General features: G+C 40.8%; 23 protein-coding genes. 9 read left to right on the top strand and 14 right to left on the bottom strand.

What is annotated here, in order from left to right; genetic code table 11:
• A partial coding sequence (locus D6D85_RS15330; protein ID WP_125672934.1) for a methyltransferase domain-containing protein occupies positions 1–574 on the top strand: 574 nt, incomplete at its 5' end.
• A gap of 67 nt (positions 575–641) precedes the next feature.
• On the opposite strand, the gene D6D85_RS15335 is transcribed toward D6D85_RS15330, so the two are convergent.
• From D6D85_RS15335 to D6D85_RS15360, 5 genes are all read right to left on the bottom strand, one after another.
• Entirely contained in the window at positions 642–1,247 is a 606-nt protein-coding gene (locus tag D6D85_RS15335) for a hypothetical protein (RefSeq protein ID WP_125672935.1), read from the bottom strand.
• Positions 1,244–1,525 (bottom strand): hypothetical protein, encoded by a 282-nt coding sequence (locus tag D6D85_RS15340; protein WP_125672936.1) that lies wholly within the window; start codon positions 1,523–1,525, stop codon positions 1,244–1,246. The genes D6D85_RS15335 and D6D85_RS15340 overlap by 4 nt, the downstream gene beginning before the upstream one ends.
• 305 nt (positions 1,526–1,830) lie before the next feature.
• A complete protein-coding gene (locus D6D85_RS15350) occupies positions 1,831–3,183 on the bottom strand; it encodes a hypothetical protein (protein WP_125672938.1) in 1,353 nt (450 codons plus the stop codon).
• Positions 3,167–4,768 carry an AAA family ATPase gene (locus D6D85_RS15355; RefSeq protein ID WP_125672939.1) on the bottom strand — a complete coding sequence of 534 codons (1,602 nt, stop codon included), beginning with the start codon at positions 4,766–4,768 and terminating at the stop codon, positions 3,167–3,169. The genes D6D85_RS15350 and D6D85_RS15355 overlap by 17 nt, the downstream gene beginning before the upstream one ends.
• A gap of 26 nt (positions 4,769–4,794) precedes the next feature.
• Complete coding sequence (locus D6D85_RS15360; protein ID WP_125672940.1) at positions 4,795–5,910, bottom strand: SPL family radical SAM protein; 1,116 nt, start codon at positions 5,908–5,910, stop codon at positions 4,795–4,797.
• A 299-nt stretch (positions 5,911–6,209) separates the two neighbouring features.
• Here D6D85_RS15360 and D6D85_RS15365 point away from each other — a divergent pair, with 299 nt between their 5' ends.
• From D6D85_RS15365 to D6D85_RS15375, 4 genes are all read left to right on the top strand, one after another.
• On the top strand, positions 6,210–7,085 hold the full coding sequence (locus tag D6D85_RS15365; RefSeq protein WP_125672941.1) for a hypothetical protein: 876 nt from the start codon (positions 6,210–6,212) through the stop codon (positions 7,083–7,085).
• 282 nt (positions 7,086–7,367) lie between these two features.
• The gene (locus D6D85_RS15370; protein ID WP_125672942.1) at positions 7,368–7,583 is read left to right on the top strand and encodes a hypothetical protein; all 216 of its coding nucleotides are present in this window, start codon (positions 7,368–7,370) and stop codon (positions 7,581–7,583) included.
• Positions 7,584–8,191: 608 nt separating this feature from the next.
• A complete protein-coding gene (locus D6D85_RS17125) occupies positions 8,192–8,320 on the top strand; it encodes a hypothetical protein (protein ID WP_272914451.1) in 129 nt (42 codons plus the stop codon).
• Between the two features lie 253 nt (positions 8,321–8,573).
• The gene (locus D6D85_RS15375; protein ID WP_125672943.1) at positions 8,574–9,701 is read left to right on the top strand and encodes a hypothetical protein; all 1,128 of its coding nucleotides are present in this window, start codon (positions 8,574–8,576) and stop codon (positions 9,699–9,701) included.
• Between the two features lie 358 nt (positions 9,702–10,059).
• Here the strand turns inward: D6D85_RS15375 and D6D85_RS15380 are convergent, their stop codons facing one another.
• A complete protein-coding gene (locus D6D85_RS15380) occupies positions 10,060–10,335 on the bottom strand; it encodes a hypothetical protein (protein WP_125672944.1) in 276 nt (91 codons plus the stop codon).
• Between the two features lie 178 nt (positions 10,336–10,513).
• Here D6D85_RS15380 and D6D85_RS15385 point away from each other — a divergent pair, with 178 nt between their 5' ends.
• Positions 10,514–11,008, top strand: coding sequence for a DUF2975 domain-containing protein (locus tag D6D85_RS15385; protein WP_125672945.1), 495 nt, complete (start codon positions 10,514–10,516; stop codon positions 11,006–11,008).
• A 77-nt stretch (positions 11,009–11,085) separates the two neighbouring features.
• On the opposite strand, the gene D6D85_RS15390 is transcribed toward D6D85_RS15385, so the two are convergent.
• The 8 genes from D6D85_RS15390 to D6D85_RS15425 form a co-directional block, all read right to left on the bottom strand.
• Positions 11,086–11,496: a hypothetical protein gene (locus D6D85_RS15390; protein ID WP_125672946.1), complete on the bottom strand. Its 411-nt coding sequence runs from the start codon at positions 11,494–11,496 to the stop codon at positions 11,086–11,088.
• 249 nt (positions 11,497–11,745) lie between these two features.
• Positions 11,746–12,597: a hypothetical protein gene (locus tag D6D85_RS15395; RefSeq protein WP_125672947.1), complete on the bottom strand. Its 852-nt coding sequence runs from the start codon at positions 12,595–12,597 to the stop codon at positions 11,746–11,748.
• 11 nt (positions 12,598–12,608) lie between these two features.
• Positions 12,609–13,679 carry a tRNA-guanine transglycosylase gene (locus tag D6D85_RS15400; protein WP_125672948.1) on the bottom strand — a complete coding sequence of 357 codons (1,071 nt, stop codon included), beginning with the start codon at positions 13,677–13,679 and terminating at the stop codon, positions 12,609–12,611.
• A complete protein-coding gene (locus D6D85_RS15405; protein WP_125672949.1) occupies positions 13,669–14,433 on the bottom strand; it encodes a DUF5591 domain-containing protein in 765 nt (254 codons plus the stop codon). Before D6D85_RS15405 ends, D6D85_RS15400 begins: the two co-directional genes overlap by 11 nt.
• A gap of 22 nt (positions 14,434–14,455) precedes the next feature.
• Entirely contained in the window at positions 14,456–18,700 is a 4,245-nt protein-coding gene (locus tag D6D85_RS15410) for a hypothetical protein (RefSeq protein WP_125672950.1), read from the bottom strand.
• Positions 18,701–20,362: an ATP-binding protein gene (locus tag D6D85_RS15415; protein ID WP_125672951.1), complete on the bottom strand. Its 1,662-nt coding sequence runs from the start codon at positions 20,360–20,362 to the stop codon at positions 18,701–18,703.
• Positions 20,363–20,366: 4 nt separating this feature from the next.
• A complete protein-coding gene (locus D6D85_RS15420; protein WP_125672952.1) occupies positions 20,367–21,488 on the bottom strand; it encodes a DNA double-strand break repair nuclease NurA in 1,122 nt (373 codons plus the stop codon).
• Complete coding sequence (locus D6D85_RS15425; protein ID WP_125672953.1) at positions 21,485–21,757, bottom strand: hypothetical protein; 273 nt, start codon at positions 21,755–21,757, stop codon at positions 21,485–21,487. Before D6D85_RS15425 ends, D6D85_RS15420 begins: the two co-directional genes overlap by 4 nt.
• Before the next feature lie 303 nt (positions 21,758–22,060).
• Between D6D85_RS15425 and D6D85_RS15430 the strand changes: the two genes are divergently transcribed.
• From D6D85_RS15430 to D6D85_RS15440, 3 genes are all read left to right on the top strand, one after another.
• Positions 22,061–22,366: a hypothetical protein gene (locus tag D6D85_RS15430; RefSeq protein ID WP_125672954.1), complete on the top strand. Its 306-nt coding sequence runs from the start codon at positions 22,061–22,063 to the stop codon at positions 22,364–22,366.
• Positions 22,367–22,431: 65 nt separating this feature from the next.
• Positions 22,432–24,540: a DEAD/DEAH box helicase gene (locus D6D85_RS15435; RefSeq protein ID WP_125672955.1), complete on the top strand. Its 2,109-nt coding sequence runs from the start codon at positions 22,432–22,434 to the stop codon at positions 24,538–24,540.
• A 113-nt stretch (positions 24,541–24,653) separates the two neighbouring features.
• The gene (locus D6D85_RS15440) at positions 24,654–24,944 is read left to right on the top strand and encodes a hypothetical protein (RefSeq protein WP_125672956.1); all 291 of its coding nucleotides are present in this window, start codon (positions 24,654–24,656) and stop codon (positions 24,942–24,944) included.
• The last annotated feature ends 128 nt before the right edge of the window (positions 24,945–25,072 follow it).

A 25,072-nucleotide genomic window follows, 5' to 3' on the forward strand; every position in this document is an offset into this window, starting at 1 on the left:
AAAACTGGAAAATGTTATATTAATAAAAGGAGATATAACGCAGAGGATTTTTCCATCCTCATCTTTTGACACTGTTATTTTCAAATTCTCTTTGCATGAAGTTTACTCCTCACAGGGCGATAAGGGTGTTGAAAGGGCCTTACACAACGCACATGAAATTCTGAAGGACGATGGAGTTCTAATAGTCTACGATCACCTCAAGCCTAACCCTCAAAGAGTTGAGTTCAGGATAAAGCAGGATGTTTACAGGATGAAATTTGAGAGATTTGTTGAGGAATTCGCTCCGAGAAAAGTGAAGTATGAGATGAAGGGTGAGTGGATAATAATGGATATATCGGATTGCCTTGAGTTCCTGACCAAGTATAAGGGATCAAGATGGCAGGAGGAGATGAGGGAAACGCACTTTTTCTACACTGAGGAGGAGTTCAGGCGGATTTTAAAGAATTCAGGGTTCAGCATTGTTCATGTGAGGAAATACGGTTTTGAGAAAGATGTTTGGAGGGAGAAGACATCGATCTTTGATGTGAATTTTGAAAATCCAAAGTGTTACATATTGATAGTAGCAGAAAAATAATGTAGAATTTTTACCGAGGCTGTCAGAGTTTTCCGATCTCTGATACTGACAATAACTCAGCTTCAACTCACTGTTTTAACGGCATTTTGGGTAAAGCCTCCTCGAAAAGATCCTTGATGGATTCACGTATATTCTTCTTAGATTCAAGATGATTGGACCACCAGTTTTCCACGATCTGCTTGAGCTCCTCCGGATCGTATAGGAACTCCTGCCTCGATTCCGTCTTCCATATCTCTATATCCCTGATGGGATCGTTAAAATCGAGTTTGTTCAGTATTTTGGCTTCAATTAGGGCTTGTTGAGCCACTAAATCATTTGCACATTCAGCCAAGACCTTTCTGCGTATATCCTCCTGATATGCTATGTCTGCGGTGTTCAGATGGGCTATTTCATGCGTAAGGCCGTGCAGAGACACTGGCAGCGGGGCTTTAGCAGCCTCGAAGGTGATTGATCCTTCTTCGGGGAAGGCATCACCCACCGCTGAGCCATTCTCACTAGCAATAGGCTCCACAAAGAAGACCTTTATCTCCTTGATATTCCATTCAAGCCTGCTTGCCGAGCATATCCCCTTGAGAATCTCCCTTCCATGAATTTTCCATGCTTGTAAGAGCGGGGAGACGTTATTTCTCAGGAAAGGTAGGATGGCCTTCCAGTGATCCTCATAAATTTTCATGCTCTTCTGCAGGAGCGGGAGGATAATATGTTCTCCCAGTCTCTTAACTTTGACATTGAAATTCCCCTTCCGCACATGAATGCCCTCAGGTGCCAAAATAGATTTGGTAACGATAGTGCTTCTCGCCATTCCTCAAGAAGTTCTTCGCTAAAGGGCTGTTTTTCTACCCTCATTTTTATTTTGTGGGTATGCAAAGCCATCTCTATGGCATAAACAGTGGCTATATCAAGAGAGAATTTAAATGAAACCTTTGGAAGCTCTGGAAATACACCGGACATCATGGTAAGTAGGACAGAACTTAGAAAAACTTTTCGGCAAATTACTGAAACCCTACCATGCCCTCATACTCCTGCTTTGTTAGGTACTTTCCTCATTAACTGTTAATGAAACTCTTCGCTTGTGTGCTTTGGATAAGGATAAATATTATTGAAGGATCCTTCAGGGAATATTGTGATAACTTTTGTCTTTCCCTTAAGAACCCGCTTAGCCAAGAGACCTTTCCTTCGAATGGTAACTAAACCGGTGCGATCTAGGTGCTTGGGATGAATTAACCAGAGCCTCAATCTTGCACCTCAAGATGAGCTCAAAGTGCCAGTTTGATGATCTTTTCCATTGCTTTTATAGAGCTATCAACCGCATTTTCATTGGGATCGGCGTAGATCACTGCCAGCACTTTACCATTGCTGTCAATCCATATAGTTGCGCCCTGATACTTCGCTATCTCGCTGTAAAAGCCTTTATGAAGAGAAGTCTCCTCATCTCCTCCTTCTTCCACACGCGGAGTTGGAGCTACAAGTACAGCGCAGTCGGCATTAAACTCATAGAGATAAGCTAAGACCTTAAAACGGGCCTGAACTAGATAGTTATAGCTTCTGGTGTACTTATACTCCACCAAGAATTTTCTCTTTTCTCCATTTGAGTTCTTGATGATAACTGTGTCTGGTATACCATGCAACCTCCTCACCAGCTCTCTTGCAAGTTCCCCGTCTATCAGGCCTTCTGCTTTTGATCTAGCAAGTCTTGATTCCACATCATTCGGTAAGACATTGTAATAGACTCTTACATTGCTACCATTCTTTAGCTCAAATATTAGAGCTCTTTCATCCTCAGTAACATCGCCATTAGTCAGCTTAAGCTCCTCAACTAGTGCTTTTAGTAAAAGAGTGAACCCATATAGCTCGTATAGCTTGTCCAGACTCAGCTCTCCTATGCACAGTTTTTCTCCGAGCTTTGTGATTTCTTCTTTCAAAAGATGTAACTTTTTACGAAGGTGTTTACGTAGCTTTAAAAGGCGAAGATAGGCCCTATATTCGCGTGGTCTTCTAAGGGCATCAATGCTCACAGTCTTCTCCAGCTCAGTTAAACTTCTGTTGTCTGCTGCTATCAGCCGAGCCCTAGCAAGCAGAGGTCTAAGCACCGGTTCATACAGGAGATACTCGCACCTTCCGATCAAGTCCCGTAACCTCCTTTCAGCCAATTCTCCCAGAATTTTAGGCTCCAGCTTAGTTTGCTGCAGATGGCTGATAAGCTCCAGCAATCGGGCATGTATCTCGGCCAATGTAGCCGCAAGCAGCAGATTTGCTGGTGTCTCAAGTCTAAGCTTTGTTCTTTTCACAGGAATTGCTACCGGCAAATGCTTGGCCACCAGCCCGGTAATCACCCTTCCCCTTGCAGATCCTCTGGAAATTTCCAGTTCCTCGAATAGCTCAACCTGTATTCTTCTCAGGATCTCTCTAACTACATAGGAGAGATCATATACCGCATACAGAAGCTTTATGGCTTCCTCTGCATCTCCGCCTATCACTATATCCCGATCCACGTTCCTCAGCCTCAGCTTCTTTCTAAGTTTCAGTTTATCATGCAGTCCGAGCAGCATCTTCCACGTGAACTCAGACATAAATCGGGCTTCCTCATCGAGTTCAGGCCGAACGCTCACCGTACTCAGCCTCTTGATACAGCCTGTTAAACAGATTCAGTGACTCCCTGTAGTTCCTAGTCTTTAGGGCATCCTTGATCTCTTTCAGCTGATCCGGCAGCAGACCTTCAAGCTGAGGAACCACCACCATCTTGATCGCAATATCCACCGCTTTTTTGACCTCACTGCTCTGCGCCATTGCGCAGGCTAATTTAACGGAATCGATAAGAAGGGCAATTCCTAACTCAAAATTTTTGTTCTTCAGATCCTGATAAAGCCCAAGAAGCTCGTTAATAACAGCTTCATTGTCGCAGCGCTTTGAAAGAACTTTCCTCAGTTCATCCTCACTTGGATTGCTCACCTCCACAACAGCAAAACGCCTGAGCAATGCATAACCCAGCGTGAATAGGTAGCGTCTGTCGTAGACGTTCATCGTGGCTATTATCCTGAAGCTCTCCGGCACTTTCAAAGGTCCACCATGCCGTTTTTCCCACTCCTCCATTAACAGCATTCCCTGCCTGTCGAGCTTGCCCTCCTTGTACGCCTCCATTTCATGAAACAATGACTCGGGTATTGCCCATTCATCCAATTCTCCCCCGAATATCGTGAAGAACTCCCCGAAAGCCCTGTCCATATTTGCCCTGTTTATCTCGTCGATGAGAAGCAGGGCACCGTTTCCCGTAAGATGTTCTGCTATAGCCTCAAGAAGAGCTCCAGACTTCCAGCGCACCTCTCCTCCTACGAACACCGGTCCCCCGATTATATCCACCCTGCTCCACTCGCCTGAGGCCGTTTTCTCCACGAGCTTGAGATTACATGCTTCAGCAATTGCACGTGCCAGCGTGGTCTTGCCCGTGCCAGGTGGACCGACAAGCAGAAGATGCTTTCCACTTTTCAGCGCAGATATTACTTGTTCAAGCACGCTGGACTCAAAGGATAAACCCCGCTTTTCAAGAACCCCCCTAAGGCGCTCAACGCTTAATCTCTCTGCAATAGATGATAAGCGAACACCCGATTTTCCATACTCTCTTACTCTGATTTTTAGCATCGGACGGAGCTTATCAATAACGTCCGGTCTCACTATATGCTGTAGCCCGCTTCTGGTATAGTCCTTCAACAGCTCTGTAAGCTCCTCATCACCACGCCATTTATCAGTTAGGACAGAGGGCTCAAGCCAGAGCACCTTCATCTTAAACCTGAAGGGAAATTCAACATTTCCTGACTTTTTCTCATCCGGCCAGAAGAGATTTAGGAAATCGAACTCACACTGCACGACAAGACCAGCGCCCATTATACCGACGTTATTAGTGTAGAAAATCACTATATTTGGCCTTCTCCCGTTTACGAACTCCTCAAATAATTTTCCGGATGTTGCAGCGACTCCACCCTTGGCCGCGCTAAATATTCCGGATAGCTCCTGGGCCTCTATGCGTGATCCCCAGTAAGTGCATTCATCTTCATATTCTCTGGGATAATTTAAGCTCCACCTCCAGTGATCGTATGTGCCGGCAGAGACCCAGAAATCCGCCTCATCTATCATTTTGTCCGGATTCTCCAGCCACTCCTTTAACTTTGATGTCGGAACTACAGAGCGGATGTGCACCATCGCAGATTTTTTTGAGGTTTAGTTTATTAATCTATCTCTGGAATAAGCTGCCTCAGCAGAGCCCTATTTCCGGCTATATCCTTAGCTAGCTCAAAATGTTTTAGAAGCTTCCTTCTGAGCTCAGGCAGCGGAATTCTGCCGGCATCGTCAGGTCGTATGTAATCATATCCGGCCTTCGGGCCGTGTAATATCTCATAAAGTGTGTAGCGCAGGATCCTCTTTTTTAACAGATAAATTCCACAGCAGTCGGGAGCTCTGATGAGTTTGTAAAAGCCCTCGCGGCAAAGCCCAAACCCAAGTCCTCTCTTGGCTATAGCTTCGCCGAACAATGCATAGGTTCTGGATCTCCAAAACTTTCTTGGATGTTTCTGAGATCCCATGGGAAAGCGCTCCCAAGTTATCCGGTCACCGAGCCTCCTAAAAGAGTTCTCATTCATAACATGCCTGAACTGTTCCAGATCCCGCCAGCTTGCAATCCTGAGGATCTCGGCTATCACATGCCTGGCACCCACTGCTTTCGCGGTTTCAGCATACTTCTCCGCAAATTCCTCATCTGAGTTGAGAAAGGGGACAATTGGCTGCAGTCTGAGGACAACAGGTACACCCTCCTCCTTCAGCCTTTCTGCTGTATCAAGCCGTTTCGAGGGCGAAGGGGCATCCGGCTCCAGCTTTCTAGCGATACTATCATCGAGAAATGCGATGCTTATCTGCACGATGGCAAGCCCTTCATCAGCCATCTCCTTCACCGCATCAAGCCATGGAGGCTCAGAAACCAAGCTAGATTTTGTTGAAAGTATGAGAGAGAGTCCCGATTCCTTGGCTATCTTGAGCAGCTCCAGCGATAGATGGAACTTCCTCTCTAAAGGCTGAAAAGGATCGGTTAAAGCGGACATGCGGAGTGGGGGCAGCTGAACATAAGCTCTCTTCAGTATCTCAGCAGTTTTATGCAACAGCTTAGGGTAATCCATCCTAGCAACGGGTATGGCGGGCCTTGCACCAGGCAGGAACCTCGTATAACAGTAAGTGCAGGAGTGCTCGCAACCGGCATAAGGATCCAATCGGAAGATTGAATAGCAGAAGCCGGACATCGTCAGGCTAGGGCCCACTACGAGCTCTCCATCCAGCTTGCTTTTTCCTGTCACTTCATAGGCACCTCTGCCAAAAGACAGCCCTCTTTTAACCTTTTTCTCCCATTGATTTCCAAAAGTTTTCTTGACTTTCCCTAACTTTTCCTTTTAACAGTTTCATTATGATCCGAAAAAGAAGGGATGATCGGTTGTAAGAGTAGAGATAGCGCTGCTGTTGCATTTAGAAACGAATATGGAGGCTATGTGCACGGGCGTGCGGCTAGAAAATCCCAAGCAATCTTAGAACAAACAGAAGAATAAGATATCCGTAAACTTTATAAGAAATAGATCGAATATATTAAGTTTGGGTCACCATGATCAAGATAAGGTACTATGCTGATGATTACGATAAACAAAGACACGAAAGGAAGATAGAGCTCCTGAATGAGATCTACAATCGTCATGGGATTCCTGTGGAGATAACGAGAGTCGATCCCCGTCATAGCCCTCTCCCCAAATTTCAGGGAAGCATTGAGGAAATCTCTGAGGAAAATGCTTGGAAAAGAGACTTTTCTAGAAATAAGGATCTCTCTAGGAATTTGGGTGAAGCTCCTTCCAGGGTTTTCAAAACTAGAAGTGGAAACTTGGCGATTTCTAGTGCGGTAGGGGTGGTTGTTGATGGGATTCTTCAATGGGCTGCTTTATACGATGATGGATTAAATTTCTTACAGAGAGTTCTTGATTTAGGGGAAAGTGCGATAAAGGAAGTTTATACTTCAAGAGAAGAGGCAAAAGATCTGCATGAGAAGGTGGTTAGAGAATTTGCTGAAGCTGGGGTGATTCCGGGAAATCCTAAATTCGGTGTAATAGTGGGGGAATTATCAGAAAGCGAGTTAGCGAAGTATGATTGGGATTGGCGAAATTTCGCCAGGAGAATGGTTGAAAAAGAAATAGATCTGGTTATGGAAAATCCCGACAGAGACTGGATCATAGAGGTGAAACCAGAATTTACCTCCGATAATGTTGAAAAGGGATTGGGCCAGCTTATGCTCTATGAATATCTTTATCGGATCAAAAATCCTCAGAAGAAGATTGAAAAAGCGCTGGTTTTTGCTAAAGTAAAAATAACAGGGACGAAATTCGATTATGGAAAGGAAGAAAGTTTAAAACAGATGATAGAAGCCCTCAGATACTATGGCATCAATGTCTGGCTGCGTTATGGTGAAAAGCAATTCTATAAACTAACTTAATCAACCTACAAGCCGGTTTTAATTCCTATTCGGATGAATTTGGCGAAGAAAAAGTCGGGAGAAAAATAGAGGAACTAAAAGCTACTTCTCAGAAATAGCAAAGAGGCAGATCAAGTAATTCTGATGACCTACTACATGAGTGAAGGAGCAGCTAACAAGTGAGAGAATTAAAACGATCGAGAAATGAAAAAATTAACATAAGGATTATTATAGCATCTGTAGCCATTTGTTACACAAAATGTTTATATTTGATATATTCCCAGAGTATTTGGGGGTGATATATTGGCGGCTCATCTTCCGCTGGAGCGGAAGAGAATTACAGAGTGGAATCTGCTGGGGACAGCCCTAGGTGGCATAGATACCCAGCATCACCTCTCGCCGGCCACTCGGGCGATTATAGATGAAGTCAGAATAAATCTTCATGATAGGACGATAGACGCATATTATTATACTAAGGGGAAGAAGATTGCTGAGCAACATCATCTGGAAGAACGCTAGACAGCGAAGTAATAATTTTATTATTCTAATATACCTTCCCTTTCTTTCTTTTTTGTGTCACAGAGTCTACAGAGGCTCCAGCTGGATCTCTAACCATGTTGCCCTTTTACTCAGTGGCAGAAGGCGAGGAAGCTGTTGATCTCATGGATAATGAGAATATTAGGTATTTCTAAATTCGGCAGAAAGGTGCGAAACACCGTAAGGACTCCTGTGTTGTTATCCCTCGTTGATATCGACGTAGATATCGATAGTAAGTAAAAATATTTTAGTTAAATATCGACCATTTTCTTCGCATTAATAAGCCTAGCTTTAAGGAGAGAAGATCTTCCGCTATCTCAGATATGATTTGCTAATGATTTTTTTATAGTCCATTTTACCCCTGAGTTTCTCTTTCCTTCAAATTGTCCTCCAAATCCTTGGTCAGCACTGTTCTCGATGCTAAAAGAGAAATCTAACGGAAAAGATATAAAGTAAGAATGAGGGAGGTAATGAGCCGGTGGAACAAAAACTTCAGTCCTTGCTTGGAACTTATCAAAAGAAGGATCAACTATTATTCACATATATAATAGATCAAGAGGTCGAGCTTATGGGAAGTTACACGATAAGGGATGAAAGAGCTGTTAAGAAAAATAGAGGAAGGTCTGCTGAAGCTGCTGGCCCCCAGCGGTAATGTGAGCAGGAGCGAGCTAAAAGCCATAATGGATATTGTGGTGGAGTACAGTAATAAGGTATGTTGACTGGCTTCGCATACTTTCTCCAAGGGGAGTTTCCGAAGAAGAAACTCGAATATAGTTAAAGTAGTCCAGAATGAGAATGGAAAAGCAGATCTATTCTGTGCTTTCTAAAAAAGTTAAAGAGTTATTTTGGCTGATTCTCTTCAGGTCTCAGGGGGAATAGGGCATTAGGATTCAGCTGTTTAACTAATCATGCAACTAATTACAGACGATAAAACATAAATATAGTAACTATCCTTTTTCTCGGGCAGTAAGCATGAAGATAAAACATCCTAAATCAAATAACGCACGAGAGGAAATAGGTAAAATACTGAGTGAAGCTAAATGTCATATCAATGAAACTAGCCCATTAACTTTAATCTATGCATCAAGTTATATTATAACAACGGCTAGCTCGTTGGTAACGGAACTTACTTCAATAGCAGAAAGAGGTGCCATATGTATAGTGAGGACAATGGCTCCAAGTGCTTTTGGAGGAGCTATAGAGCGATTGCAGAGAGAAGCTGTAGATGGATTACGAAGGAATTGTTATGTAGCTCTACATGGCGGAAAAGGTCAAGAGATTACATTATACAACTTTATAAATCATGCAAAATTTTTGCTTTATTATCACCTATGCTCTGATGGATACATCCATCATCAGAGATTCTATGGGTCGACCAACTTTACAGTTAGAGGACTGGGGGGATCCGGCCGATATGGGAATTATGAGGAATTCTACTGCTCAAAGTTGAAAAAGAACCCCAAACTTGCATTGGGAGACATGTATTTCATAAAGGAAGCGATAGATATTCTGGAGCATAAGAACAAACTGTACACTGACCCTCAATACCTACAGCAATATGCAAGCGCTCACTTACAAAAAATAAGAGAGAAACTCTGGAACATCAAAAACAAGGCATCGGGAACGACATTAGGCGAACTTTTCCAGCTATATGTGGAATCATCTCTTCTGTACTTCTCTTCGCTTGCTTTTCTGGAGGATATTCCTGGAAAAGGAATAACGCTGGAAATTCTAAGAGAGCTGCATAGACCAGAATCTTTACTGGATATCTTTGAGCTTGAGGTACTGGCACCTACAGTTGAGGAAGAAGCTGAGGATATGGCAGAAATTCTCATGTTAGAAAAGGAAGATATCAGAAAAAGAATAGAAGGACTTACGAATAGTATTGAATCCTGTTACAATATGATAGTAGAAAAATACATATATAATATAAAAGAGATTCATGAGGCAAAGGAGCTTGACAAGATTTTTGATTCTATTGAGCAGGAGTTTGTCGAGCATTTAGTCAACTATGGGAAATTTCATTTAGGAAATCTTTTGAAATTAATGAAATATAGAAGAACCGAAAGCAGGAACGGAAAGCTTGCTGTTGAGAGATGACTTTCGCTATCATATGGTTTTAAAAGTAAAAATAGATAACAGTGTTATAATGAGGCTAAAACAAAAACAAGGAATCTTCACTTCAAGGCTTATCAACCAAAAGCTTGAGATGACTCCTGTTCGAATTTGCATTTCTCATGTGCGGTTCTTGCATTCCTCTTATTAAGGAATGAGCTATCTTGAAACTTACCTAAGGATAACACTTTTTAGGGGACATCTCCAAACACTTTGTATTTCCCATCAAGATAAAAAAGACTAATAAGAGCCTTCTTCCGATAGGGGGGATCTCCGCTGCTTGGTATTAGAAGAGATATTTAATGAAAACTGATTGGAGACAAAAGCCACTAAACCCTCTTCTTCAGTACAAAAAGTCCCTGTATGGATGGTTAATGAAGTTCCTATACTTTTTCAAAAACTCGAATGCCCTTTCACCGAGCCAGTAAAACCTGTTGTACCTCTCGGGGTGACCAACAACCCACTTGTAGTATGCCATTTTCCTCATCTTCTGGGATAAACTGCTCTCCTTTATCTTGAACCTCTCCTTTACCTCCCTCCTGCTCACAGCGTGCTCCTTATCGAATGCTCCTCTCTCCAAGAGGAACTGCAGTATCCTCCACTCTATGGCCTTATCCATCGTGATCAAGCAAATGTACACATTGTGTTTTATTTACTTTTTGACGGTGAGTTTTCGGCCTCGTTTCCTTACTTCAGCCATCTTTCCGCTACAATCCGTTAGATAGCTGAGAAAAGAGGCTATACTACCTCCCCTGTCTGAATATAGGTTTATAAGGAAGACGTGGAAGATAAAGACATTGGTGGCTGGAGGGAGATCCAGGAAAAAGGAGGATAACTGGCTGGATAAGAACTGGTGGGCAGTAGCGGCCCTGATCTTCTTCTTAGTGCCCTGTATAGTCTTCCCTCCGCTCATATTCAGCTTCCTCTTCCTCTTGGTTTATGTGGGCATTATCATCGGGTTGCTCGCTTTTTTCCTGAGCCTCACGTACATAGGTGCAAAGATCGATGAAATGCGGGATAAGGGCAACACTGTCCCCGCTATCCCCTACTCGGGATCCCATGAGAGAAGGCCGAGGCGCTCCGAGAGGGCTGTTTTAGAGGACACCAAAATAATGATAAGGAAAGTGGATAGGAGGAGGGGGATAAAGAAGGAGGCGTACATGAGGAAGAGAAGGATAGAAGTCACCAGGGAGGTAAACGACCTGGACATTTTGACTGAGCCCGAGGAGGACAAGGTGGACTTCTCTAACCTCTGGAGGCCGTCTAGGCACAAAAAGGATGAAGGAGGCTGATTGTACTGGATGTTAGATATTTTTAATAAAAATAAGCTGTATTAAAACGTACCCGAGATCTCTGGCATTCAGGATCTTTACCTCTCCATCACGGGCTCTTTTACCAATCTTATCTCCCTTATCCTGTTGAAGCGCCTGAACCTCATCACCTCGTGCTGCCCGTCCTCAAGGGGGACCAGCATCTCGCATTCCTCGTCGTACCTCGGGTGGCTACTGCGTCCAACGCTTTCCATCTCCTCTTCCCACAGTTCAAACCCGTACTCCCTGCCCAGCTCCAAGAGACTAGCTATAACGGGGATGGGTGCCCTGACTATCACGATATCAGGCCTAACCTCCCTGATTATATCTAGGAGCTCCTTTCCTGTTTCTGTAGGGTTCCTGTACTCCAGGAGCATGAAGTTCCCAAGTATCCTCCTGAGCTCCTTTCCCTCTGCTGGAAGGATCTCATGCCCTGGGGCCCAGAGGACAACTGGCATCCTCCTTCTCATATTCACAGCCTCACGCTCCCACTATTCTCTTGTAGCTGATAGTTAAGAGGTTATCTCTAGGGACTGCTCTGTTCTCTTACAGGGTACCTTTAATAGACAATATAATCCGTCCAGTTGCGCGCGGACATTGTTGCAAAAAGAAAGTTCTCTTTAAAAATTTGATTTAGTATTCAAGTTATCAGATTCTTTCACACAGGTGTTCTAGTTCCCTCATAACTCCTCACAATGCACTCCCATATTTCCCTTTAATTAGCCAAAGCTTGAGATGCACTCCTGCTTGAATTCGCATTTCCTGCACTTCCAGCTTGCAGGCATTTTCGGGGCTTTATTCTCCCTTACAGCCTCCCTGAATTTCTCAAGTGTTGTTCTTGCATTTTCCTCATCCGCAGCCTCTATCCAAGTGAGCATCTCACCTGTTTCCCTTAGATATATCTGGACTCTTTTCAGAGGTCTTCTGAAGAAATGGGCATATAAATCGGCCTGGGTGAATGCAACAGGCTTCATATAGTTCAGCAGGAACTTATCCCTTGTCGTCTTAAACTCGTAGACGAAACTATCCGTTATCCCATCTGGCACCCCTGCGACCATGAAATCCCTCCATCCGAAAGCCCATCTGATCGTGGGATACTGCTCTGCTATCCTGTAATGGGCCCTTATGCCCTCCCTTTTAGCCTCAGTGTCTCCTTCCATCAGCGCAAAAAGATCCGCTTCCTCATCAGATATCTCCTGAAGATCCTCGGATTTTATCTTCAGAACATGTTCAATGTCCTCCCACTCAAGTTCCGGAAGTCTGGGAACTATATCCTCCAGAGGTCTGCTTTCCACGGGCAGATACCCAAGAATCATTGAATATTCTATTCTGTCGGAAAGATATGCCAGAAAGAATTCGGGTTCCATCTTCTTATTGGCCAGGATGCTCTTTCTGGCGCACCACCACCATGATGCGGTGTCAGCCATTCCTATGTAGTAAAGGTCAGATGGCGACAGACCTGTCTCCTTCTTTTCCTCATTAAGAACCTCTATGGCTAGTCTTAAAGCCCTCGGATCTAGAAATATCTCATCCACCAATCTGGCTATCAGGTTAAGATTCTCCTTTTTCATGTCATCCTCGCCTAAATTTGTAAGGTTGTTTCACCATTAATTAGGTCTTTACAGGTATTCTTACTCTTAAATTTATCTGCAACTTCTAATGCTCTCGAAAACACCTTAGTTCTCCCAATCACGCGTTTTACATACTCCTCATATTCACCGCTTTTGATCAATTCCCTAGTTTTCTCTATCTCTCTCTGATATACCCAAGCATTGTGCAAAGCTCTCAACACAAAACTTCTTCTTAATCCTTCCAATCCCTCCCTTTCACAAGCAGGACATTTGCACTCATCAAGAACTCTCTGTTCTTCCATACTGAGCTTAGGATACGTTTTATGTCTCTTCCTCGGCGTAATATATCTATCTCCCAATCCTGGGAGTTGAATAGCCCCAAAAGCAGCCTTAGATCTCCAGGATGAGCTGTCAATGGAGTTCGCTCCAGCATAAAACATTAGATGCATAGTTAACGTGCTTCCCACTCCAAATACATGAATAATTTTGTTAGGTAACAATGTCCTCACAAATGAAACTATCTCTATCACGTTATAAATACCTCCAACTCCTTTGCTGTTGAATACAGATGGAACTAAGCTACCGATACCATATATACTAAAATCACCAATTTCCTTCAGTTTTTTCACATAGCGCTCTATAGAACTTGTATCGTATCCATGGATAACAGGGATCAATTCTGGATTAGTGGTCCGTCTTGCTTCGACCATCCGCTTGGTATTTTCGAGTGTTTTGATCATTCTTCTTTCTGCAATTTCTTGAGGAAGATTCGGAGTTAATGGATGATCTAGGACGACACCAAAATTCGGTTTACTCTCCTCGTACAATGCTAAAATTATTTCGGGATTTATGTTAATCGCATCTCTCTTCATAAAGAGAAAGCCTCCTGAATCCATAGCGATTAAGCCATTAAATTTCAAAAAACCATGAGCTCCCTTGCTTCTAACTTGTTTTGCAGCCCCTTCATTGCGAAGAATCTCATATGCATTCAACATCACACCATCGATATGAAAAAACTGCCACGGCTTCGGAGTGGCTCTTATCGGTTGTATGAACCAGAGGAATGGCGTCTCAATTTTCATTTTTTAACACCTCTATTAGGTAATTAAGTAAATAATCTTGAGCTATAGGATGGGAAACACCATACATATCCCATGCAAACCTTCCTCTCTTTAAAACTATTTCAGCAATTAACTCTTTGGAAGGAAGCATATCTACTCGAACTTTGGCAATCTTAGCTGCTAGTTCCACTATTCTCCTGTGTGTATAATCATCTCTTACCTCTAATCTGGAAGAGAATGTTCTTACAAAAGCTATTATTCTTGAATAACTTTCCGTGGCTTTTATGAAAAATTTAGCAACATAACTGGCTAAAATCTGTATACATTTCTCCAAGTACTCTTTAGAATAAGGTTGACCGTACTTTTTACACCACCATTCAAACAATCCAGGGCAATCATACCAGGAGTTTTTCCAATCATGCCAATAATTCTTTTTTCCGTAAAATTCCTCAGGCACTAAACCAAACGGCTCTGATATTGTTACTACGTGAACATCTTTTCTTCTTTCTCCTAGTTTTGAAAGCGTGCTAAACAATCTCCTGTACGATCTTGATTCATGGTAAGGTTTCTCTGCCGAACAAGGATAAATTAAAAGAATCTTAGCTTTAGGTGGAGTGTAATGGTTTGATATAAACTCTAGCCACTTCCTTACTTCACTATTGTTTGTCAGCGCTGTATAAACTTCATGAGGGTTATAGAAACAGAGAGAACGTTCGATTTTCACTCCTTTTGCACGTTTTAAAGAAATTCTTCTGTATATTTCATCCCGTTCCATGTGCATTCACCTTTTTAATGTGCTAAAAGGCCAGGGTTATACCCTCTTTAAGAATTTTCAGATCAACCAATTTTTTCAGTGCCTCTGTGGCTTTGGAATGGTCTAATTGTAGATTACTTTTCGCAAACTGGTATATCTCTTCTGCTGATAACCATTTTTTGATCTTTCCTCTAATTTCCCCTACTATATATTCTAGTAATCGGAGTTCATCTTTAGCTAATATGTTCTTGAGAGTATCGTATAATACATCACGTACATTATTTTTCATTTGTTCTAACTCGCTTAATTTTAGGTTAAATTCTTTTATATTTACAGAAACACAATTTCTAATGCGATCGAGCTCATTCTTAATCTCTTCGATCCTTTTAGGATCGATTTGAATCTCTCTGACATTGATTTGAGCCTGTTTTCGAAGTGTGTCTATAATGTATTCAATATTAGAAGTAAAGTTTTTCGTTTCCTTTACATAATCCTCCCATTTCAAATATATCTCTTTCTCTCCATATATTAGTCCTTCCTTAAGATCATCTATTTTTTTCTTAAGTTCTTTTATTTTCTTTAATAATGGTGAGGGCTCTTCTAGGCGGACTTCCTCTGAGCATTTCTCATATTTTGATTTAATATCATTCACCTTATTACCAAAATTTTCGGCTGCAGTAACATACTCGCCAATGTCGAATATAGAACGGATATGATCACTAAGGGATAAACACTCTTCTAAGGAATTCGTAAATTCCTCTTCTGTTTTATATAGCTTATCAAGAGAATCTATGCATTCTGATAGAGAATCTAGGTTTGAGTTTATGATTTGTATATTTGGTTGAATATGATGTTTAAATAAATTCTTTAACTCGAGTTTCTCTATCTTGAAAGGTTTTGCTTGTGGGATAATATTTTTTGTAAGTTGATTTAATATTCCCAGTATCAAATACGAGATTTTGTATTTTTCGCCAACTTTCTTACTTCTTAGTGCCGATTCGATTCTCTCTTGCTTTTCATCAAGCGTTTTGAGATGTCTCTCCAGTTCTTCTACTGCTTTCTTAATTTCTTCTCTTACATCCTTTGCTTTTTTAAATGAAGTAGACATTATATATAATTTTGGATTAAAGTAATAAGCATCTTCTTCATTCTTATTAAAGAAGAAATTCTTCTTTTCTTCTTCCTTAAATCCTTTTATCCTCTCTTTAATCTCCTCATCAGCAAAAGATAAACATTCTTTGATTTCTTTTAAAGCTTCTCGTATCCTTTTATACTCTTCTACGCTTTCGATTTCAAATTGAAGCTTAAACCATTTATTGCACTCTTCCCTTATTTTATCTACTGAACTTTTAACCTCATTCTCGAGGCTATAAGCATCAGTTAATATACTCTTTCCTTTCTCTGATGCCTTCTTAATAAGGGGATATAATTCCTCAAAGAAGTGCTCGAGTAACCTTTTCATTAGTGAGAGTTTCTGAAGCTCTACCCGTTCATTCAATCCAGAAAGCCCTTGTATCTGCTTATATAGCTCGTTTATGAATGATTTGAGCTTGGTTAAGGAAATGAAGCGATCGCCTCTTTCTTTTATCATATAAATATAGCCATAATCTTGGTATTGCTGAGCTATTTCTAAAAACCTTGCATATTCATTTTCTACATGCAAAGATAGCTCATTCTTATCAGTAAGCGAATAGTACTTGTCTTTCCTCTCTATAAGGCCTTTATATTCAAGAATTGGAAGAAACACATCGTTAAGATATCGGCTATTTTCGAGAACGAAGAACTCCTCAAGATCTTTCTGGAGGATTTTTGTTTCCTTATCTAGTATTCTTAGTATTCTATTTTCAACAGGATGGTCTTGTATCTTATACCTTCCTTCTCTTAATTTTACTAAAAAACCGTTATCTAAAAGATCCTCTACTATTTTGTTGAATTTCGGAAGTTGTATATCTGGAATTAGTCCGATCTTTTTCGCACCATACCGTGTGTATTCAAGTAGATCCTGGTTTTTATAAAATATTTCATCTATTGTTTCTTCATATTCCATGAAATTTATGAAAAACCTGAGAGTATCTGCAAATTCTCTAAAATTAGAGGTTGATTGAATCCGCAATCTAACAACAACTCCTTTTTTCTCCTGCTCTTTTAGCCAGCTATTTATTTTACCTGGAATATTTAGTTCATCTCTTACCGTCTTATTAATCACAGATGAAAGTAAATTTTCATTGATCTCTCCTGCTGGCATCTGCTTTGCCTTATATATACATATAATTCTTTTTACTAAAGTTGGATGTATGCGTATTTCTAAAATAAGATTCTCTCCTTTCTTACCCATCTCCTTATTTTCGATTTTCTCTTCTGCCTCCGGAGTAATATCTCCTGTGAAAATTAGTAAAGCGCAGTGAATCGGAGGTTTCCTCTCCTCTATTAAATGCGATAGTTCTTCGATGTCTGCGCTTTTTACATCTCCATTTACTGGGAAAAAGATAGAATTAATCTTCATCATCTCTCCTATTATTAATTTAGCAATGCAGGTGGGGATATGGTCTTCTTTCTCCTCACATCCAATCTTTTCAATAGAAAAAACATCAGATCTCTTAAGGACATAAATAAGGGCATCTGGCATATTATTTTCATATTCTTTTGCCAGATTTCTGGTGACATCTCTCCAAAGTTTTAATCGCTTTTCTCTATTTATAATGAATTCTAGTTCCCTCGGTACCGGTGTAGGGAATATCTGAGAAAGAAGTTCATCACTTGCAATATAGTAGTCTTTGTCTTCACACAACTTCTTACTAATTATATTTCCTATCTCAATAGCTCTTCTAGGCCTAATTCCTTCAAAAAAGGACATTATATCGTGCTGATCGGAAGGGAGATAAATTTTTCGGACAATATTCCCATCTTCATATGTGAAGTAGGAAATTCTATCCTCAAATGCATCTAATCGTTCTGAGTAGTTATCTATTTGGATATATTTACCATCCTCTTTTTCTGATATGAATTCTTTAAACACCGTTTCGATGTCATGGAATGTCTTATCTGGACGCAATGGACTAACTTTGAGGATGGCTCTTTTTATTCCCTCCCTTCTCCTTAAGTCATCGTTCACTATGGCAATTAAATTTTTAATATCTTTATATTTAATATTCTCCTCTAACTCATCTACTGAGAATGGTTTAAACTCACCGACGACTGTCCTCAACAATAAAGAGCATTTTTCACCGATTTCTCTTCTTTTTTGATCTTCTACAATCTTTAAGAATCTATGGAATGTCTCCGTTTCTAAGCAAGCAGTTGAGCCTCCATACACAAAAACATACTCTTTTTCTAGGAATTTGAGGAAATGTTCGCTATCTATGACTTTAATAGATTTCTCATCTACCCGGGCACTATTCATAAGCCTAGTAAAGAGACTGACAAGATTTCCAGGATTACCTTGTGTGATGCGGAATAAAGCATTGAAAATCCCAAAACTGCTGAATGGAAGTGGTTGAGGAAGATTATTATTGTATATGTATTTTAAGAGCTCGAAAAGAAAGGTTATTCCCTCCTCCTTTCGTATTTGGGGTAGATCGATGACACCGGCTCTTCTTCCTAATCCTCCAAATATGAGAGAAGTATCCTCCTCAGTTTGTAGCCTATAATAAGCATCAGGAGTTGCAGCAACTATAAGATGTACACAGCCCTCATATTCCCCTCCCTCATCAATAGCAGTATATCTCCCATTTATTGTCTCCTTTATTCCAGAAATTATATCTTTTAACTTCTGTGGAAAAAGTAGTAATTCTTCAAATTCGTCTATGAAAATAAAAATTCTTCGTGTTTTCTCTTCACCAATAAGGTTTTTCAAGGCATCATTGAGATAACTGGAAGCATCACTATAATTCTGTGGATCAGGTATTCTTGCCTCTTTGCATTCCTCTCTGATGCAATTAAACAGTACAACTAAAAATCTTACCGCTGAGAGAGGAGTAGACTCCAGTAGCTTCGACACAGAAGGTACCTCATATCCATTTGATAGGGTTGATGCAGATACAAAAAACGCATAGTTGCCGTCAGCTTCTGCTTTTGGCTTTATATATCTCTTGTAAGCATCTGTTTTCCCCTCTCCCCATTCCCCTAAAATTACTCTAATAGCTGGCTTTCGGGCGCTTTTACAGTAGTTCATGAAATCCTCTAATTTCTCCCTGACGCTTTCTCTACTTTTTAGCTTTATATTCTCAAATCCTTCAAATGTCACACCAGAATCGCTTGGCAACCTATCATAAATCCTAGTCGTAGCCAACTAGACCCCCCGCAACTCAGCCAACCTCTCACAAACATTTGTCTTTCCGATGGTGGGTTTCACCTTGCGATCACTTTCTAGAATGTGAACTACTAATGGAAAGGGCACAGTGACCATCTGGCCTGTTATTATGACATCACCAGTGCTCATTGTCGTTAGTCTTGGAACAAGGGAGGGCGGTAGACCTCCGCTAATGCTTCGCACAAAGTTTACATCCTCTGGTGAAACCCTATGAATGAAAAAGGTGTTACACATAGACAGGACAATTCTATCAACGAAAGAAGGACGCTGAGAAATAAGGCATAGAGAAAGGCCAAACTTTCTACCTTGGGTTGCAATTGCTGAAAGCTTAGCATGTGCAAGGCTAGAGCTTATCGGATATGATTTATCAGGACAGAAGTTTTGAGCCTCCTCTATGATGAAGAGGAGATATCTATCTTCTTTTTTCACTTTATATTGGGTAAACTGCTCAAATAACAAGGTTGCTAGATAAGTCATCACAAATTGTTTAGTTTTCAAATCTACTCCAGGAGCTCCGTCGGCTGAGAAATCGAAAATAGCAAGCCCTCCTTCACGTGTAATTCTGTCGATAAAGTCAACTTCTTTCAAGTCTGATTCTACTGAAAGCAGATTGTGCTTATCTTCGATTGTCTTAAAACTTTCTAGAGCACGTCTTATAGCACCCTTTGTTGATGGGTGTATATTTATATTTTCAGCTAGTTCCTCTAATTCATTTTTAAGGTCTTCAAAACCTATTGTAAATAGATCTTGTCTTTTTGGATAACCTTTGTATTCCATATAATTGAAGAGCGCCTCTAAATTATCGACTTGTAATTCTGCTCCTTCCAAAGTTCCTTTATAGAATAAAATAATAGCCTCAGCTAATTCTCTAGGAGAGATCAGATCTAAGTTGATGCCTATTGGCTGAACATTTCCTATTGCCCTGATATCTATTCGGCTAAAGGCTCTTGGAAAAACATATCTTTTAACCCATTTTATGCGGCCAAGCTTCCCTCCATTAGCTACATAATTCGCATAATCTGTATAGTCACCGTGGGCATCAATGACTATCATTGGGTATGATACTGTAGTGTCTTTCTTTACAGGAATTTCAGAAAGCTTCTCTATAAGAGCTCCCGTTGTAAACGATTTTCCGCTTCCAGTTACTCCAAATATCGCGATGTGCATTGGAATATTCTCAACATATAATGGTATTGGTAAGGAACTTTTTTCATAACCGGAAAGTGTTCCTATCCAAACATGCTTTGGATCCTCGCTGGAAACTCCAAAGATATCCTTTTGATGCTTTTTTGGATCTATTCTTAAGACAAAATCTCCTGGTTGTGGAGGGCTTCTAATTTCTGATCTTGGGATTTCTATAAGTAGGTCAAGCTTGCAGATTTCATATCTTCTAGCCACATCTTCAGGTATCGGTAACCCTTTTCTTCTCGCTTCGCTCCATGGATCTCCTTCTGTGTAGAATGCATTGTAAGGTATTATTTGGGCAACCCTCGCCAGAAGCTTTCTTTCCTGACTTTTTACTAGAAGAAGCATCCCTTCCTTTATGCCTCCTCTCTCTGCATATTCCAGAAGCTGACAGGTTGCTTCAGTGGTAGTGCTTCCACTTAGAATTATTCCAACAACATCCTGCGGGCTTATCATACCATCACCTCAGTTGCATTAAAACAAGTTGGTCGTATGGATCCGCAGTTCTGCTTTTTGTTATTATTTCTTCATAAAGAACTTGAGCACAGCCCTCCCGAATGTTGCACTTTTCATGAGCAAGTATTACAGGAAGTGGATAATCTTGTCCTGGATAAGTCCACTTATCTGTTGCCTTTACAGCCTGAAGTACTATTTCATCGGTCTTATGGCCATCTTCCGGTGGATTTAGGAGAGGAATATCTAATCTTAAGACAGGAGATGCTTCGCTTTTCTGAAAGAATAAGCATACTATATATACTCCATGCTTTTTGTATGACTCATAAGTTTCATTAACTGAGCTTATGTCAATCCATTTCGTAAAAACTGGTCCAAAATACCCCCTAGATCTGATATGAGAGAAAAGGTATAACATAAGATGTTGATCTGTCAAGAATTTATCTAAATTATCTTTTATTTTTAGTTGATTATCCGAGAAAAGATTTTCTAGATATTTAATATAGAATCTGTCCCTTGACCTCTTCACGCACCCTATCAAAATAGACTTTTCCAAACATTTCTTAATTCCATCGCACCTGTCTTTTACATAATCTTCACTCCTTTCTGCAGGAGGATCCACAATAGGACCATCGATGAAGACAAAGGACTGCTTACCTTGTGCACCCCAGTTAAAAATAGCTTTCGATTCCGCAATCAACATCCTCAATGATGCATCGCTTTTAGGATTAGGATTATCTTCTGTTTCACTAATCTCCTGAATATCAGCCCAAAAGATATCAACACGCGGTTGATCGCCAAATCCATTCTCAAATATGATCCTTGCAACACTGATAGGAGCATACCATATACCTCCAGCTCCGCCTACTAGCTGGAAACTACCATCGATTCCAATAGTAGTTCTTTTCTCATAAAATTCGACTTTATCTAAGATTTCTCCTTTCAGGAGGAGCCCTTTCTCTTCGAAAATATTAACAATTTTGGATGATATGCCACGTAGTCTTCTCATATCTTCTTGTGCTTTTTCTCCTTTAGAACGAGCGCCTTCCACCAGTTTAACTAAAACTTCTGGCTCTGTTAAGTTAAAGTCCATACGTTTTTTAAGTTCTAGTATATCTTGGTATTTCATATTATTTCCCTCCTTCTATCAATAGGGTATGATTCTGTAAATCCTGTTATTTTAGATCTAATACAATTAAAGATTTTACTTTTTAGTTCTTTTAAATAATTAGCAGATATGCCTTTATTTCTTGCTGCTCTGGACTGGCAGTAGGATGAATTTCCCAAACAGGGTATTTCTAATTCCTCTTTTTCTGTGATAAATGGTAAGGTTATAATCTTCAGTCCAAAAAATACTTTTCCTGTTTTACCACCCTTTTTATAGGTGAGTATGCCCATTGAAAAAATAATGTAACCAACAATTTATAAAGATTTCTGTTTAAATATAAAATTGCGTGCGCCTCAGGGTAAACAAAAATAATCACACTAATGGAGGTATTTCCGGCGAATCTCGGGGGGCCATATATCGGCGCACGCATAGCCATGGAGATCACGTCATGTATTTACTAACCTAATAAATATAGTTATAAATTAAGATTTATCTAAATATGCTAGATATAATAGCCTTTTAATAACTAATATAAAGTTTCTGTCAATATTTTTGTGAAAATGTTTATATAATAGGTCACCTTTTTTAATCTCATGCTGAGAGGTTATAATAAGGATGGATTCAGCGAAATAAGAAAGTACTTAAAAAGAGGTATATGTAAAGTTACAAAATCCCCACTATCACCGATACCCGATGAATTAAGGGTTGGATCATCATCAGCAGCATTCATATACAAACTTAGAGATCGTGCCGAAAAATACTTTTGTGGAGTAGAAAGTAAGCAACCAGAGCCTAGATATCGGTGTAGCAAACTCGGAAATAAAAGGATATGCATAGATCAGAATAGGCTTAGTGAGGTTAAGGAAATACTTGAGATAATGAGAAGACAGAGACGATAAGAAGAGGTATCAGCAATTTTTGTCTCCGAATGAAAAATTTTCTTTAAAAACCGCCAGATATTACAATGCAGGAAATTCCCCTCAGGGAATATCAGAGGAAGGTGCTGGAAGAGGTAAAGAACGTAATAGACGGAAACTTTGCTGTTGTGTCGATGCCGACAGGAAGCGGGAAGACATTTGTGGAGATGGCGCTTGCCAAGACTTTCCTCGATAAGGGAAAAGTCCTTGTCATAGAGCCCACAAGGTTTCTCTGCGATCAGATGGCCAGAACATGGGGGAATTACCTCAACGCCTCAGTGCAGTACGATGGGAAGTGCAATCCGGGAGGAGATGTGATAATATCAACTCCCATCACCGCCCTGAACTGCCTCGAAGAGATGAGGGACTTTAAGCTCATCATAATAGATGAGGTTCACCATGCGTTTGGCTCCAAGGTATATGAAAACCTTCTTAAGGAGCTTGAGGGCACAAAAATAGCCGGGTTTACAGCACTTCTTCCATCAAAAAAGGTGAAGAAAGGCCCTCTGGGAATTGAACCTGTTCACTTAGTTTATGATTTCAAGAGGCTGGAGGAGCTAGGAGGGTTTGAGTGCCCCAACGCCATAGGAGATATCTACGATTCCCCGATGGAGGAGGATGAAAGGAGATTGTACATGAATCTTATAAACTATTTCCCCGCACATCTCCTTCATGTCTTCGAGTGCTATGGAATAAAAAGTCTCCATGAATCCTGCAAAAAGTATGCTGAGAAGGATAAAGAAGAGCTGACTGAGGATAAAAAGCGGATACTGGAGGCAATAAATAACTGGATTGATGAGATAGAAAAGCTGGCCAGCAGGCCATCCCACAAGGCTAGATGCTTGGAGGAGGTTCTTCACCAGTATCTTTCCATGTGCGATATCGACGAAATTAAGCCGGTGATAATATTCACAAGAAGAAGGGCTCTCGCCAGAGAAATAGAGGATAATCTGAGAAATAAGCTGGATCTTGAAATATCCCTCATAACAGGGGAGCTTGAGAAGAGGAAGAGGGAGGAGATCCTGAAGGCTGCCAGAAGCGGAAATGTCGACATACTGGTACTCACACCGGTCGGGGAGGAGGGGATCGATATCCCATCGGCAGGACTTCTCATAATGATGGATCTCTACAAATCGGAGCTTAGGTTTTACCAGAGGCTTGGAAGGCTTCTCAGAAAGGGCAAAGGGAAGTTGAAGTATCTCGTGATGATCCTCACACCTGAGACTCAGGAGTACGATAATGCGGATATTCCAATGGAGAGGCTCCTGAATGAGGGAGTTGATCTCAGCTATGTGATCGAGAACTTTCAGGATTTTATCAGAAAGAGAGGAGCACATAAGATAGCTGAGAAGGAGATCAGGAGGATTATAGAGGAGGAAAATAGGCTATATGTCCCGATAAGCCATCTCTCCGGAAATATTCTAGATTTTTCTGGCCTTATTGAGAAAATCTCACTTTTAAGGTCACTGGGAGATCCTGTTGAGGTTCTTTTTAACGTGCCAGCATGGGGAGGACTAGAAAAAGAAGTAAAATCAAGGATAAGGAAAGAGATAAAATTGGCGACAGAATCCGAGATTAGCGGAATGGTCAGGCGTGCAAATCTAGCTTTGGCAAGAGGAAGTTTAATCTACATATACGATCCTGAAGCCCTCTCAACAATTCTTCTAGCTATATTCACTAGAACAAAAGAAATATTCGACAGAATAAAAGAAGAGGGATATACTCGTGCGCTGGCAAGCGAGTGGGGACTCTGGAGGCTCAGGCACAAGGAGATACTCATGAAGTACAGATGTTATGCTCCCATCGATAAGATAAAAGATCTGGAGCAGGATCTGGAGGAAAAGATGGAGAAAATTCCGCAGGAGATAAGATATCTAGTTTTAAACCTTAGTTTTATTTATGAACATCCTGAATCTCCGCTTCCAATGTCGGAGAAATATAAACCCTATTACTCTGAAAAGCGGCATGTCTATACAGTTCCTCTCCGTATATTATTTGAAGGAGGAGAGTGTAACATCTTCGTTCCCTATCATGATGTGTACTTAGATGAGCTTGAGGAAGAAGATAGTAATGAATACAAGAAGATCATGGAGTTGAACGCATTTTACTCAGCCTGCCTAGCATTAAGCAGGTTCCTAGAAACCTCTAAAGATTGAAATTTAGTGGTAAGCTGCTGTCATTTGCACTGGTTTATGGGGCCAGTGCCAGAAATAGCATTAAAGGGATAAATGTTTTTATTTTCAGCTTGTTATATTCTTTGGGTCACAGGATGAGCGCTGAGGAGACATGCATAGCGTTGCAAGCAAGCATTGCATTAGAGGGAGAGATAAGGACTGAAAAAGGAACGATAAGGGTGAAGAGGAGGATAGGAGAGAAGCTGGTTTGGGACGTGGAATACGAAGGAGATGTAACTGGATCCGGTGATATAGAGGAGAACGAGGATGGAAAGTACTGGGTAAGTTTCACAGTTCAAAAGAAAAATGGGGTAGCTATACTGGTGGAAGAAGTCAATAGTCTGAAAGATGCAATTGAAAGGATAAAAGAGGTTGCGGAGGAGTAATTCTCACTTTTTCATTGAGAGCTCTATATATTTCAGGCATTATCCCAGCACCTAGCTCGAAAGCGCTTTGATGACTTACAGAAATATATCTCCATGATATTGATCGAAATATTTATATGCTACAGTCT

The organism is Candidatus Methanodesulfokora washburnensis (assembly GCF_003947435.1).
GTDB classification, from domain to species: Archaea; Korarchaeota; Korarchaeia; order Korarchaeales; family Korarchaeaceae; genus Methanodesulfokora; species Methanodesulfokora washburnensis.